The following is a 14,361-nucleotide window of genomic DNA, read 5'->3' as shown; positions in this document are numbered from 1 at the left end:
TCCAGAATCGTTACGATACCCTGAAGACATTATCGCAATTCTACAATGGTCATACCATCACCACCGAGATCGGCAGGAGCGAGACGGAATGTGGCAACAGCAGGGGCATTTTTAAGATACGTATGAATCTCGCGACGCAACGCACCGGTTCCCTTTCCGTGCACAACTTCCAGCTCTTCGATATTGCTCAGCAGGGCTTTATCAATAAAAGAGTCAAGTTCACTTATAGCTACATCAGCACGCTTTCCACGTAAGTCAACCCTAAAAGATGCTTTACGTTCTGCTTTTACTGTAGTGCGGGGAGCTTGAACAGTTTTATTTGTTTCATCAGCAAAAGAAACATCGTGTAAATTTACCCACATAGCAACGCCGGAAAGATTAATCTTAACCTTTCCACGTTTATCATCAATTTCTTCAACAACCCCTGATTTTTTCCAAGGATTATATTTTAATGTCTGACCGGGAGTAATTTCTTGCGGAGCTAATGCTTCAACCTTCGGCTGTTCAGCTTTATTCGCTTCAACAAGTTTTTGACGAGTTTTTGCTAACTCTTTTAACGCCTGCTTATGTGTAACTTTCTGAGTCTTCAAATCGTTAAGTACGTTTTGAGCTTCCTTCTGGATGTCTCCAAAAAGCTTATCTCGTTCACGTTCATAACGTGTATTCAACTTCTTACGGCGCTCTTCAAAACGCTGACGCTCTGAGTCAAGTTTCGTTACTTCTCGCTCACGCTCAACAGCTAATGTGTTCAGCCTGTCGATCAACGCGGAAGTATCTTCACCATCCATAAGTAAGTACTGTTCAGCACGACGCAACACATAGTCAGGCATTCCATGCTCACGGGCAACATCAAGAGCCTGTGAAGCACCTACCTGATCATATGCGAGACGATACAACGGCTTCTTTGTACTTGGATCGAATAAAACAGAAGCTGCACGTACCCTATCGTTTGAAAGTGCATAAGCCTTTAATGCAGGGAAATGCGTCGCTGCACAAACATATGCGCCACGATCAAGCAATTCATCAATAACGGCCTGAGCAAGAGCTGCGCCCTGTGCTGGGTCTGTACCTGCACCAAACTCATCAAGAATAACAAGCGTACTGTCGTCCGCTGTATCCCAGATGGCACTCAAATTCGTGATCTGAGCAGTAAAGGTAGATACGTTTTCTTCAAGACTCTGCTCATCACCGATGAAAGCAAAAATATTTTTCCAGAAAGGAATTGAGCTGCCTTCTTTAACAGGAACAGGCAAGCCACTCATCGCCATTAAAGCAATAAGTCCAATTGTTTTAAGACAAACAGTCTTACCACCTGCGTTACCACCGCTAATAAGAAGAGCAAACTGTTCTGGTAACAATTCAAGCGTTACTGGCAAAGCACCACCATCAGACAAAGCAAGCAAAGGATGTAGCGCATCAACCAGATGCAAATTTCCTTTCTGGTTGAAGTCCAGTGCAACACCGTTAAACTTTGACGCCAAAGTACACTTTGCAAGCAACACATCAACGTTAACCATCAAGCTGTACACACCGTGCAAAGCTCCAAAGTTAGCGCGAACAAGACCGGTAAGAAATTCAAGAACTTTATGTTCTTCTTCACGTTCCTGCTTTTTTAATTCAGCAAGTTCATTGTTCAAATCGACAAGAAACATCGGCTCAAAGTAGCAGGTCTCACCAGTCTGTGAGTAATCGTGAATAATCCCCTGCACTCTTCCCTTAAAATTACTTTTAAGAGGAAGCACATAACGATCACTCGCGAGGGTGATATATTCATCCTGAAGATACTGAAGAATGCCGTGTGAATTGACAAAGTCTTTCACTTTTCTGGTGCATGTCTGATGGATTCGACGAATCTCCTGACGAATCAGCAGCAGGTCAGGAGAGCTGTTATCACGAATCAGACCATCATCACCAACACAGCGGGAAAGACCGGAAGCACATTGCTCCGGCCAAGGAAATTTATCTACCATAGCCAACAATAACGGCCACGGTGAATCATCTGTGCTCACGCGAATAGACGCACGCAAATCTCGAGCTTGTACCAAGACCTGACGCAGTGCCCAAAGATCATCAAGATCAAGAACTGCTGTCGGGCTATCAATAAAGCTGAACATGCCTGCAAGATCAGGAAAAGACGAAAGAGTCACGGAAACTGTCCGGCTCCACTCTTGTCCTTGCCTAAACAATTGAGCCTGCTCTTGCGCTTCTTCATGGCTGGACACAGGAGAAATAGACAAACACGCGTTCGTGCCTGCCTCCGAAACAGCAAAGTCCGCAAGGCGCTCAAGCACCTTACGGAACTCCAAATTGTGTATGGTACGCTGCTCCATAAAATTTATGCGAGCTTTGCGCGAACTGATGCGCTCAGTTTTTTACCGTCTACACGACCCTTGTATTCTGCCATAATAGCATTCATTACTTTACCCATGTCTCTCATACCGGCTGCACCAGTATCAGCTACAGTTTTAGTAACGAGCTCTTCAAGTTCTTCGTCAGAAAGCTGACTTGGCAAATACGTCTCGAGAACCTCGAGTTCTGCAGCTTCAACAGCCACAAGGTCTTCACGGTTTGCAGCGCGGAACTGTTCGATAGAGTCCTGACGCTGTTTTGCCTGCTTCATTACAACATCAAGCATTTCTTCATCAGTAAGTTCACGCTTGAGGTCGATCTGCATGTTTTTCGCAGCAGTTTTTAAATGACGCAGTACACCAAGTGCAACCTGCTCCTTGGCTTTATAGGCAGTAATGTAATCTTTATCGATCTGCTGAATAAGGCTCATGCTGTCACTCTTATGTAAATTTTGCATAGAATAATGCGGGGATCCGAAACCGAATCCCCGCCAAGAAGCATCTATAGATGCACCCGCCGTAGCGGTAAACACAGTACAGATTAGTACTGGTTCATCTTTCTCATCTTCTTAAGAAGACGTTTACGGGCAGCTGCTTTCTTCTTCTTACGCATTACGCTAGGTTTTTCGAAATGCTGACGTTTTTTCATTTCTGAAAGAATGCCTGCCTTTTCAACCTGCTTTTTAAAGCGTCGAAGCGCGATGTCGAAGTTGTAATCACCATCATCGAGATATACGCCTGGCATGAAATATCACCACCTTCATTACTTAATACCCTAAGCGCAAACACGCTTAAGACAAGAGAGCAATCTACGGTCTGATTTAGCTTTTTGCAAGTTATTTTTTACATCTTTCATATAAAAAAAAGCCTACTGCGAACAGTAGGCCTTTTTTAACAAACAAAAACTAATGACTGTGTCCCTGACTGTCATGCTTAGCATGAAGAACGGACTTGAAAATTACGTACCCCAACCCACCAAGAATTACAAACAGAACAGCATAGAGTGCTCCGAAGAATATGAAGTGGTCAGGCATCCACCAAGGAATATCCTGAGGCAATGCGCTATGCAGAGTTTCACCGTGCAGCATAAGGGGCCTCCTGTACTACTTAACAGCTTCTTTAAGCAGTTTTCCCGGGCGGAATTTAACTACTTTAGTTTCTGGAATGATAATTGGATCACCGCTTTGCGGGTTGCGTCCCAAGCGTTCTTTACGCTCTTCAACAACGAATGTGCCAAAACCTGTCAAAGTCAGTTTGCCTTCAGCCACAAGAACATCCTGTACAGATTCAAGAAATGCATTCAGGGAGCGTTCTGCGTTTGCTTTAGTAAGATTTGCTTTCTCAGCAATGCGTTCTACGAGTTCCGCCTTGGTCACGGCCACGTCCTCCTCTCTGGGGGTTGCAATAAATTTCGCCAAAGCGCACACACTCTAGCTTCAAAAATTATTACTGTTATTTGAGATATAAGCCCAAACTTGTAAGTCGATACCAGATGCATCAAGCATATGCAACGGTTTATACGCTCTCAGGCCTTGTAAATAGCGGTTTTCTACTTCTTTGGACAACTTTTCAGCGCATCTGCGAGTATCTGGAATTGACGCGTTGTAAGCGTCTCAGGCCTTGCAGTTCCTTGCACGCCAGCTTTTTCCAGAGCCTCCCCTGCCCCTGATGCTACACAGCCTTTTAGAATCTTTTGTAACTGTTTGCGACGCTGCTGGAAAGTTACCTTCAGTAACCATGAAAGCGCTTCAGGGTCAAAATCACGTTCTTCGGCAGGGATCGGCACAAAGCTAAGCACCGCAGAATCAACTTTTGGGCGAGGAATAAAGACTCCGGGAGGAACAATAAACTCTCGTTTCGGTTTACAAAAACTTTGTAACCATACTGAAAGTGCACCATACTGTTTAGAAGAAGGAGCAGCTGTAATTCTATCCCCCACCTCTTTCTGGATCATAAATACAGCACGCTGTACGCCGGTAGACTTGCTTAAAATATCCCACATAAGTGGAGAAGCAACGTTATACGGCAGATTCCCGATAACCTTCCAAGGCTTTTCAGGAGTCAAATTTTCCCACGGAAAAAGTAATGCATCAGTAAGCACAACCTGCAGTTCAGGATCACCCGCTGGCGGCTGGCGCTTATGCTCATGCGCCCAATGGTCATCTTTTTCAAGAATAGTGAACCATGCAGGCTTACGTTCGTGAATAAGGTGAGTCAAAGCACCCGGTCCGGGACCGATTTCGATCACATGATCTTCCGGCTCAATACGCAATGCATCAACAATACGATTTGCCGTGTTTTTATCCTGTAAAAAGTTTTGTCCCAAACTCTTTTTTGCGCGAGGTCCTTGCTTAATATCCAATGCCATGAGTGTATATCCAGACAGGTAATACTGCTATTTTGCAAAAGCCGAGGCAAAAAAGCTGTCTACCCATTTAAAAATGTCATTTTTGCGGATTGATTCCCGCATCCTATCCATGCGTCTCAGCCGCTCCTTTTTATCCATCAAATATGCTTGATGCAAAGCAGCAGCAACACCTTCTACATCAAAAGGATTGACCAGTATAGCCCCATTTCGCAGCTGTGCAGCAGCGCCGGCAAATTCACTCAAAATAAGTACACCACTCCGGTCAACATTTGCCGCACAATACTCTTTTGCAACAAGGTTCATACCGTCACGAAGCGGTGTTACTAAGGCAATACTACTTGCACGATAGTAGGCAAGTAATTCATCAAACGTTAAATTCCTATACTGATAATGAACAGGTACATACCCCGGAATAGAGAACTCGCCATTGATTTGCCCAACCAGACGTTCGATCTCTTTCTTTAAACGAGCATACATAGGAATTGATGCTCTGCTCGGCACAACAACTTGAAGCAAACTCACTTTACCTTGCAACTCAGGATATTCTGTCAGCAACCTATGCATAGCATTAAGACGTAATGGAATTCCTTTTGTATAATCTAATCGGTCAACACCTAACATTACTGTTCGGTTCGGAAGAGCCTTAAGTACCTGTTGTGCGGACTTACGAACGCAAGAAGTTCGAGCTGTCTGATTAAACTTTTTGTAATCAATACTAATAGGAAACGCACCAATTTTAACTACTCTTCCGTCTACAAAGGCATGAAGAACTTGCCCACGCCCTGAGATTCGAACATGCGGAACAAGTACAGACAACGCCTGAATAAAGTTTCGCCTGTCATGCAGTGTCTGAAAACCAATTTGATCGTACTGAAGAAGAGCCTGAAGCAACTCTGTACGCCATGGCAAGCGCCTGAAGCTATCTACAGACGGGAAAGGAATATGCAAAAAAAATCCAGTCTTACGGCAATCCCCTGCTTCACGCATATACTTTGCCACATGCATCAAATGGTAATCATGCACCCATACATAATCATCCGGTTCCCCACTCTCTATTGTTTTAAATGCGAACAACGCATTCACATCAAGGTAAGTCCGCCAATAGTCTGGATTGAAATTGCACTCGAATTGCGCTGAGTGGAATAAAGGCCATATAATCTGATTTGTGAAACCAAAATAAAAATCCTGAATTTGCTCTGTCGTCAGGCCAACCTGCAAAAGCCTGTATCCGGTTTCCTCAGAAAACAGCCTCAAGGCGGTATCAACGCCTTCAACATCCGGAGTTCCCGCCCAACCAATCCAGATACCTCTATTTGCTGTTAAAACGGGAGAAAGAGCAGTCACCAAACCACCGGAAACCGGTGATGAATGACACATTCCTCCTGCACACTCCAACGAGACAGGAAGTCTATTTGAAACAACAATGATACCTTGATCGGCTTCTAATGAATGCGGCATACGGGGCTCCTTTACTATCCGTCAGCATAGCAGAATACCCAGCTTATCAAAACGAAACAATGAGAGTTGTTGGAAATGAGCAAAAGAAAAGCCCCGCATAAAGCGGGGCTAAATAAAAAACAAAAATTATCGATTAAGAGCAGATGCAGCCGAGTGCAAAAAATTAATAATATGTCGCCCTTCAGGCTCTTTTTTGAGGAGCCATTTGGCAGAGGTTGGCCGCTCTTCGCTGCCTATTAAAATAGTTTCACCAAAATCACGTAACGTTGAAAAAGCATCCTCATCCGTTATATCATCACCCAAATAGGCTACAACCGCATCCTGTGGCTCTTCAGAAAGAACACTGGAAACAGCTTCTGACTTGGTGATACCCGGAACACGCATTTCCAAACCTTGATGAAAATCAAGAAGCTCTAAGTCAAATTCCTCAGCAATCGGCTCCCAAAGCTCCTCAAGCTCTATCAAGTACTGCGGGGCAAGCTCTGCGTTAACCCCACTAACATGAGCTGCTACGCTATTCGGCTTACGCTCAATCGCTTGTTCATTTAACAAATGTAAGGCTCTTTCGACAGCAATACGCAGTCCCTCGTGCGCAGTTTCAGGAATAGATGCCATTTCAAGCTGTCCCGTTACACGCAGATGTTCTCCACCATGCGATCCCCACGCTTCAAAAGGGAGACGGCTTTGAAGTAACGGCTGAATTTCCGTCACCCTGCGCCCACTAACAAGAACGAGTCGACAACGTTTAATTTCAAGTAGACGCTCAAGAGCATCACGCACACCTGGGTATGGACGGGCGTTATCTCTATCCGGAACAATTGGAGCCAACGTACCGTCATAATCAAGAAAAAGCACAGCCCTGCGACAGGCAGAAAGCTTTTGCCCAAAATCCGCCTGTTCTCTAGCTGTCCAGAGTTTTGCCCTCACGGCTTTTCTCTCCATGCTTACTCTTATACTGATTGATAAGTCGTATCATGCGACGCTGACGAAAGCGAGTAACAGCTTTAAAAGTGATAAAATATGACAAGATTGAAGACGGGATAGCCATAACAAGCCCTCCAGTCATCATAACGATAACAATCCCGCCACCCTGATCGAGTAACTCTTTCAACTCCATATGATGAGGGTCGAATGTTACATCTATAGGGATAAGCCCGTTACCGATAAAAAAACAAGCCGTATAAAAAGGAATCCAGTTCAATGGGTTTGAAACCCATGTTCCTGCCGCTGCTGCCACTTTGCTGCATCTGCAAACAAAAGCCAAAGCAACCGCGACAACGGTCTGAAAAGGAAGAACAGGCAAACAACCGGTAAACACGCCTACAGCCACGCCCAACGCAATAGAGTGCGTTGAAACTTTCAGACGCATTACGCGAAGATAATTGTATCGAATCGCTCGTTTAAATGATTCCCAAAACCGCACCAAAATCTCCTCGTTTCTAATTCTTACGACAGTGTATCAAATCGTAAAAATTGAATTACCAGCCCAGCGCGCCCCTGTGTTGCGGAACGCAAATCAGTCGAAAACCCGAAAAGACTGCACATAGGCGCCAAAGCTTGCACCATCTTCAGCCCAGCACGATCAAACAGATTTTCTACTTTTGCACCCTTTGCGCCAAGCAAGCTAATAGCATCCCCGACATTTTCATCAGGAACAGAAATTTCTACATCCATAATAGGTTCAAGCAATTCCGGAGACGCACTTTGCAAAGCTGCTTTAAGCGCCATACCGGCAGCCATCCTGTATCCCGGTTCAGATGAACATTCATTACGCTTAATCTCTGTAACAGCAACCTCAACGTCCTGCACAGGGTACCCCTTAATCACACCGCACTGCAACCCGTCTTTAACACCTTGCTCTACAGCATCCACCCATGCGTCCGGCCAGTCTGTAGTGTCGAATGCAAAACGGACAACGTTACCGGCATCACGTTCACGAGGGGAAACTTCAAGACTGGCAAAACCGTAATGACGCTTTTCACCAAGCTCCCGATCAAACTCTTCAAAAGCAGAGCCTGTTCCACTGATTGTCTCTTGATATACAACCTGCGGGTTCCCAACACGCGGATTAACATGATACTCACGACGCAAACGATCTACGATAACCTCTAGATGCAATTCCCCCATACCGGAGATAACACGTTGACCGGTTTCTGGGCTCTGCTCATATTGCAACGTCGGATCTTCAAGCAAAAGTTTTTGTAGAACTTCATCTAATTTGTCTGCTTCTTCAGAATTTGCGGGCTCCAGAGCACGAGAGATAACAGGACGATATCCTGTAATATTTTCAAGCAAATATGGAGAATCCTCTGTTGCTAATGAGTCGCCTGTTTTTGCAAATTTCATCCCAGCCAACGCTACAATCTCTCCAGCTCTGGCTTCGTCAACCTGCTCTCTATGGCTGGCATGCAAACGATAAATGCGGGCTGGTTTCTCTTTTTTTCCCTGTGTACTGTTAAAAACAGCATCACCGGTACGTAATGTGCCGGAATAAACACGGGCAAGAACCATCTTACGCCCATCATCCATGTAAACTTTAAATGCAAGAGCCCCCAAAGGGCTGACAGGAGAAACAACAAGCTCTTCGGTTACGCCTGTATCATGACGTAACGCTTTTGGGGCAGGAACATTCAACGGATTAGGAAGATAGTCAAAGACACCGTCAAGTACACACTGAACACCGGCATTCTTTAATGCAGACCCACAAAAAACCGGTGTAACAGTCAAATTCAATGTCGCTTTACGTATGGATTCTTTCAATTGAGCAAGCGGAATATCTTCCCCTGCAAGATACAATTCCATAATATCGTCATCGAAATCTGCAACGGTTTCGAAAACCTTTTCACGCCATTCCTCAGCAAACGCAAGTTCCTCGTCAACCAAAGGAGTACGAGTATACTCTCGCCCTTCCGACGCCTGATCAAAATCCAACCGTTCTAGCGTAAGTACATCTGCAAGGCCGGAAAATTCGTCGCCTTCACCTAATGGTGCAACAAGCAACAAAGGTGATGCGTTCAGCCGTTCCCTCATTGAATCGAGTACGGAAACAAAATCAGCACCCAGCCTGTCCATTTTATTTATCAGCGCAATCTTAGGAACACTAAACTTTTCGGACTGTCTCCAGACGGTCTCAGACTGCGGCTCAACACCACCGACCGCACAAAAGACGCCCACTGCGCCATCAAGGACACGAAGAGAGCGCTCTACTTCAATCGTAAAATCGACATGCCCCGGTGTATCAATAATATTGATTACACCGTCCTTCCACTCACACGAAGTACAGGCAGACGCGATAGTAATCCCTCGCTCCTGCTCTTCGGGCATAAAATCCATGGTTGCAGTGCCTTCGTGCACCTCACCCATGCGATAAATTTTATCAGTATAAAATAAGATTCGTTCAGTAAGAGTTGTTTTACCTGCATCAATGTGTGCAATAATACCAATATTTCTCAAGCAGTTCAGATACGAAGTTGCGCCCTTGCTCATTGAATTCACCTTCACTCAAGTGAGATTTTATACTTCGAAAAGAAGAGAAAAACGACGATGCATAAACCACTGCGGCTGCAATTCAGGCCAGATCCAACAGCCTTCTTGCCCTGCGCCTAAGGACACTGGGACGGTATCAGGAACGTTATCGACAACATCCGCTTCACAACAGACTGCTGCTACAGCAGAGAGTGAAAAAAGCTCATCTTCAGTCACATCAACAATATTCATATCAGGATGTGCCCAAGATAGCAGGTCTCTATCTAATGCGGTACCTTCAATAATGCCAATGCTGGAAAAAACTGGCTCCAGCCAGCTAGAAAGACCACACACACCTGAGTCAATAGAATTGGTAACTTCACGGGCTGTAGTTCCAAGGGCAAGAACACGTCCGGCTCCTTGAGTCTCTGCCAACTCACTCAACACCGCAGACGCCTTTTCAACATCAACATGAACAGCCAGTTCTACGCCTGCCAACTCAAGAGCCGCAAGAGCTTCAGGAGCAATAGGAGTGTCGCCGGTAAAAACTACAAGGATATTTTCAACACCGCTCAATAGCGGCATCATTGCCGCGGCAAGCAGCCGAACACCAGAGGCATACTCTGAATCAACAACAATCGTTGTCCAATCCACAGGGCGTGTTTCAGCAATAGAAACATGCCCCTGCCGCCAATGGTTCTCTTGTCTTCCCCACATAACCTGAGGAGTACCGTACAGCACATGGAGACGAGCGATTGTAGTTTTAAGCCATGCGCGACGGTTATCAGGTACGGTGTCATACGCTGTACCAAACTGCTCATCATCCACAACAAAAGCATCTAACCATTCAGGAAAAAAGCTATTTTCAAACATATAAACTCCATACACCTATATTCAAGTGTATGACAAATATTATTACCGTATCGATAAAAATTACGAAGTGCTGCCGGAAAGCGTCATCGCTGACGTTTTCCTTACACGGGAGCGAGTGTACCAAAGAACGCGACCAAGAGTAATTATCGCAAATAATATGTTCGAAAACCACGCGCCGAACACAGGATTTATATACCCACGTTCGCCAAGTGCACCAAACCATGTAAAGAGTGCATAGAAAGCAAAGGTAAGGATAAGACCAATAGAAATATTGATATAAAGGCTGTCTCGCCATGTTAACAGCATAAGCGCAACTAACCCCATTATCAGCACAGCCGCAGCATACGCGATCTTCTGATGGTATGCAGTTCTAAGGGCTTCAACGTTAGAGCCTGAAGATTTCAATCGATCGATTGCAGCGCCGAGTTCCCACAAGGCAAGTCTGTTCAGATTCGTATCCGTCGCAACGGTTTTAAATACTTTAAGCTTCTGCTGGAGCGGGAGCGTCATCTCTGGTTCTGTAGACGTAAGGTAACTTCCCGGCTTTGTGCTGGAAACACCATACAGTTTCCAGCCATCAGGCTGCACTTCTGCTCGCTGAGCCTTAATCACCTCTTGAATAGTGTCACCATTTTCTAACAAACGCATGATAGTCACATTCAACGCCTTTTCGGCGTTCAAATGGGCAACGCCCAGATTCACTACATACTGATTTTCAATAAACCAGATGTCTCGGACCGTTGCATTCTTAGACGTCTCGCCTTTGACTTCTTCATTCCAGATACGGCGAGATTCAACATCGCCCATTACGCCAAGATACTGCGAGAACCCCAGCTGAAGAACAGCCCAGAACAAACCTATGTAGATGATAAAACGGGCAAGAGACATAAAGGAAACACCGCCGGCTTGCAAAGCAACGAGTTCCTTGTTTCGAGACATTACACACAGCTGAACTGTGCACGAAAGTAAGAATACAGCAGGAAGAATTTGCGAAATAATCAACGGCAGTTTGCAAATAAAATACATAGCAATAGTTGAAAAACCGAGCCCAACCTCAAGGAAGTCATCAAGTTTTTCAAACAAGTCGGTTAAGACATAAATTGCAGTACCAATTCCAAGAATAAGCAGCATCAAAAAAAGATTCTGCTTAAGCATATAGCGAGATAACAATGACATCCTACCGCCCTCCTTTCTTCTTACGGCGATTAAACAACACATGTGTAATCATTGCTGTAAGATTGATGGTTCGCTCTTTTGCAGTAAAATACAGTCCTGCAATAGCCAAACCGGCAAAGAGAACATTTGGTAGCCAAAGGCTGATATCTGGTGAAATACCACTGCCGCTTTCACCACTCTTCATGCCTACAGAAAGAAGGCTGTAGTAAACAAGGAAGTTACCAAGAGCCATCACAACGCCCATCTGCTGACGCATGCCTTCAAAGGCACACGCAAGCGGCATTGCAAAAAGTCCAAGCACGAGACACGCAAAAGGCATTGCCCAGCGCTTTGGAATTTCTACGGCAGTTTTATGAATAAATGATTCACTCTCGGCAAGTGAAGGATCTTTTTTAATAGCCTGAAGTTGCGCATAAGACATGCCGGAAGGACGAAGTTTTCCTAAATGCACACCTTTTACCAACTGAGAAAGTGCAAGGCGAACAACATACTGGTTAAATCCAAGTACGCTTATTTCGCCGCCGTTTTGACGATAAATTTTACCATCGTAAAGCACAAAGCGAATCTCACCTTGTTCCGTGTCAGAGACAATATTACCTGTCGGCGCAACAATGGTAACACCACCTGTATCACGGCTAGTATCTTGAACAAGTACGTGTTCAAGCTCACCCGTTGCAAGGCTTGAGCTACGAGAATAGATCATCAAATTAGGGATCGATTTATTAAAAATTCCCGGTTGTAAAACAACCTTCGCTCGTGTTTGTGCTAATTCCAAAATAGAGGAACGAAAATTATCCATCCCCCAGGCAATGCCGAACATTGAAACCCAAAGAGTGAGCAATGTACACAGCGAGCCGAAAACAACAGGTGCTGGAAGCAGCTGGTACAAACTAACACCGCTGGCCTTAAGGGCAACTAACTCTCTATCAGAACTCATACGAAGAAAAGTTAGAAATACAGACAGCATTGTCGCTATAGGAATAATCATAAGCAGAACGGCCGGGATCAGGTACCCGAACAGCTTAAGCATATCGAGAATGCTTATATCGAGCCCCAAAAAAAGCTCTCTCAGCTGCAAAACCTTACCGATTACGATCAGAAAAACTAAAGAAAACATTGCCAGACAGAAGATAGAAACATGTTCTTTAAAAATCTGCCTATGCACTAAGCTAACGTTAAACAGAACAGCCCCCTAGTGGTCACTTTCTGATTGTTTAAAAAAATCTCTAAGCATTTCTGCTTCCTTAGGACTCAAGTTGAACCGCATTCCCGCCTGATCTATGAGTTTGCGCATATCCTGCGACTCTTCTCTCCGGCGTTCCTGAATATACGCAACAGCTTTTTTAACTAATTCACTTTGTGGCATAATTGTTGTCATATCTAGCTCCGTAATTCTGGTGGTATTCTCAACCTGATCCTTTAACACGGAAAAACGCGGTAATCTAACTCACTAACCAAGACCTTGCAACCAGCACAAGTATCCTGTATTTTTCCGCGGTTGTTGCCATAAACTTTAACACACATACGACATATCTATGACAGAACTTTCTTCCGCTGTAATTCTCGGCATTATCGAAGGCTTAACAGAATTCCTTCCAGTATCATCATCCGGCCACCTCATTATTGCCGGTCACCTTCTCGATTACACCGGCCCCAAGGCGGCAGTGTTCGAAGTATTTATCCAACTAGGGGCAATCCTAGCTGTTGTGATGCTCTATTTTAACAGATTCATCGGCTTATTAAAAAATACACCAGAAATCCCATTTTCAGGAATTCGCGGACTCTGGATGCTTTTTCTCACATCACTCCCAGCCAGTATTCTAGGGTTATTACTAAGCGGCTACATCAAAACGTATCTTTTCAACCCGATCACAGTCTCATTTGCACTTGCAATCGGAGCTGTCTTTATTCTCTGCGTTGAACAGTTCGCACCAGCCCATGCAAAAGAAAAAGCAACATTCCACAACTTAGATGATATGACACCCAAGCTTGCATTCGGCATCGGCTGCTTCCAATGTCTTGCTTTATGGCCCGGTTTTTCACGCTCTGCAGCAACAATCATGGGCGGTATGCTTCTTGGTGCACGAAGAACTCTTGCTGCTGAATATTCTTTTTTAGCAGCTGTGCCTATTATGTTTGCAGCAACAGGTTATGATGTTCTCAAAAATTATCATCTATTCACCACTGCCGACATACCTTTTTTTGCTGTAGGATTCGTAGTCTCGTTTCTTTCAGCTTTGCTTGCTGTAAAAACTTTTATTGCTTTGGTGGGTAAAATGACGTTCAGACCATTTGCATGGTACCGATTAATTATCGCCCCGCTGGTATACCTTTTCTGGACTTAGTCTTTTTTGCCTCTAAAATAACTTTTTTTCAAAAAATGCTTGCAATGTGTTTGAGATTTCCTTAAACACTCTCCCGTCGCAACGAAGTGCGATTCACAAGAGATGGCGAGGTAGCTCAGTTGGTTAGAGCATGCGGCTCATATCCGCAGTGTCGGGGGTTCAATTCCCTCCCTCGCTACCACTTTTTTGAATAGATACTTTGTAAAACGACAACATAATTGATGGCGAGGTAGCTCAGTTGGTTAGAGCATGCGGCTCATATCCGCAGTGTCGGGGGTTCAATTCCCTCCCTCGCTACCATCAAGATAGCAAAAGGATCATAGAATAA

Annotated in this window: 15 protein-coding genes and 2 tRNA genes; 3 read left to right on the top strand and 14 right to left on the bottom strand. The window is 44.7% G+C overall.

Annotation, left to right across the window (positions count from 1 at the left end; translation table 11 throughout):
* Positions 1–29 precede the first annotated feature (29 nt).
* The 14 genes from QZY95_RS01890 to QZY95_RS01825 all read right to left on the bottom strand — a co-directional run bounded on the left by QZY95_RS01890 (position 30) and on the right by QZY95_RS01825 (position 13,066).
* On the bottom strand, positions 30–2,330 hold the full coding sequence (locus QZY95_RS01890) for an endonuclease MutS2 (RefSeq protein WP_290918630.1): 2,301 nt from the start codon (positions 2,328–2,330) through the stop codon (positions 30–32).
* A 5-nt stretch (positions 2,331–2,335) separates the two neighbouring features.
* Positions 2,336–2,779 (bottom strand): GatB/YqeY domain-containing protein, encoded by a 444-nt coding sequence (locus QZY95_RS01885; RefSeq protein WP_290918627.1) that lies wholly within the window; start codon positions 2,777–2,779, stop codon positions 2,336–2,338.
* A gap of 110 nt (positions 2,780–2,889) precedes the next feature.
* A complete protein-coding gene (gene rpsU / locus QZY95_RS01880; RefSeq protein ID WP_020001651.1) occupies positions 2,890–3,093 on the bottom strand; it encodes a 30S ribosomal protein S21 in 204 nt (67 codons plus the stop codon).
* 160 nt (positions 3,094–3,253) lie between these two features.
* Complete coding sequence (locus QZY95_RS01875) at positions 3,254–3,436, bottom strand: hypothetical protein (protein WP_290918620.1); 183 nt, start codon at positions 3,434–3,436, stop codon at positions 3,254–3,256.
* Between the two features lie 15 nt (positions 3,437–3,451).
* Positions 3,452–3,724, bottom strand: coding sequence for an HU family DNA-binding protein (locus QZY95_RS01870; RefSeq protein ID WP_160711562.1), 273 nt, complete (start codon positions 3,722–3,724; stop codon positions 3,452–3,454).
* 173 nt (positions 3,725–3,897) lie between these two features.
* Entirely contained in the window at positions 3,898–4,716 is an 819-nt protein-coding gene (rsmA, locus tag QZY95_RS01865; protein WP_290918615.1) for a 16S rRNA (adenine(1518)-N(6)/adenine(1519)-N(6))-dimethyltransferase RsmA, read from the bottom strand.
* A 27-nt stretch (positions 4,717–4,743) separates the two neighbouring features.
* Positions 4,744–6,174: a trehalose-6-phosphate synthase gene (locus QZY95_RS01860; protein ID WP_290918612.1), complete on the bottom strand. Its 1,431-nt coding sequence runs from the start codon at positions 6,172–6,174 to the stop codon at positions 4,744–4,746.
* A 126-nt stretch (positions 6,175–6,300) separates the two neighbouring features.
* Positions 6,301–7,101, bottom strand: a complete 801-nt coding sequence (gene otsB / locus QZY95_RS01855) for a trehalose-phosphatase (protein ID WP_290918609.1) — start codon at positions 7,099–7,101, stop codon at positions 6,301–6,303.
* Positions 7,076–7,597 carry a DUF2062 domain-containing protein gene (locus QZY95_RS01850; protein ID WP_290918606.1) on the bottom strand — a complete coding sequence of 174 codons (522 nt, stop codon included), beginning with the start codon at positions 7,595–7,597 and terminating at the stop codon, positions 7,076–7,078. The genes otsB and QZY95_RS01850 overlap by 26 nt, the downstream gene beginning before the upstream one ends.
* A 23-nt stretch (positions 7,598–7,620) precedes the next feature.
* Positions 7,621–9,660 carry an elongation factor G gene (fusA, locus tag QZY95_RS01845; protein ID WP_290918603.1) on the bottom strand — a complete coding sequence of 680 codons (2,040 nt, stop codon included), beginning with the start codon at positions 9,658–9,660 and terminating at the stop codon, positions 7,621–7,623.
* A 27-nt stretch (positions 9,661–9,687) separates the two neighbouring features.
* Positions 9,688–10,512, bottom strand: coding sequence for a hypothetical protein (locus QZY95_RS01840; protein WP_290918600.1), 825 nt, complete (start codon positions 10,510–10,512; stop codon positions 9,688–9,690).
* 60 nt (positions 10,513–10,572) lie between these two features.
* A complete protein-coding gene (locus QZY95_RS01835) occupies positions 10,573–11,688 on the bottom strand; it encodes an LptF/LptG family permease (RefSeq protein WP_290918598.1) in 1,116 nt (371 codons plus the stop codon).
* A 1-nt stretch (position 11,689) separates the two neighbouring features.
* Positions 11,690–12,853 (bottom strand): LPS export ABC transporter permease LptF, encoded by a 1,164-nt coding sequence (gene lptF / locus QZY95_RS01830; protein ID WP_290918595.1) that lies wholly within the window; start codon positions 12,851–12,853, stop codon positions 11,690–11,692.
* A 27-nt stretch (positions 12,854–12,880) separates the two neighbouring features.
* Positions 12,881–13,066: a hypothetical protein gene (locus tag QZY95_RS01825; protein ID WP_290918592.1), complete on the bottom strand. Its 186-nt coding sequence runs from the start codon at positions 13,064–13,066 to the stop codon at positions 12,881–12,883.
* A 157-nt stretch (positions 13,067–13,223) separates the two neighbouring features.
* Between QZY95_RS01825 and QZY95_RS01820 the strand changes: the two genes are divergently transcribed.
* The 3 genes from QZY95_RS01820 to QZY95_RS01810 all read left to right on the top strand — a co-directional run bounded on the left by QZY95_RS01820 (position 13,224) and on the right by QZY95_RS01810 (position 14,333).
* Entirely contained in the window at positions 13,224–14,033 is an 810-nt protein-coding gene (locus QZY95_RS01820; protein WP_290918589.1) for an undecaprenyl-diphosphate phosphatase, read from the top strand.
* 104 nt (positions 14,034–14,137) lie between these two features.
* Positions 14,138–14,214, top strand: a tRNA-Met gene (locus tag QZY95_RS01815).
* Positions 14,215–14,256: 42 nt separating this feature from the next.
* Positions 14,257–14,333: transfer RNA gene (locus QZY95_RS01810), tRNA-Met, on the top strand.
* Positions 14,334–14,361: the final 28 nt, after the last annotated feature.

The organism is Halodesulfovibrio sp. (assembly GCF_015482765.1).
In the GTDB taxonomy this organism is placed as follows: Bacteria; Desulfobacterota; Desulfovibrionia; order Desulfovibrionales; family Desulfovibrionaceae; genus Halodesulfovibrio.
This window is presented reverse-complemented; position numbering and strand designations above follow the sequence as displayed.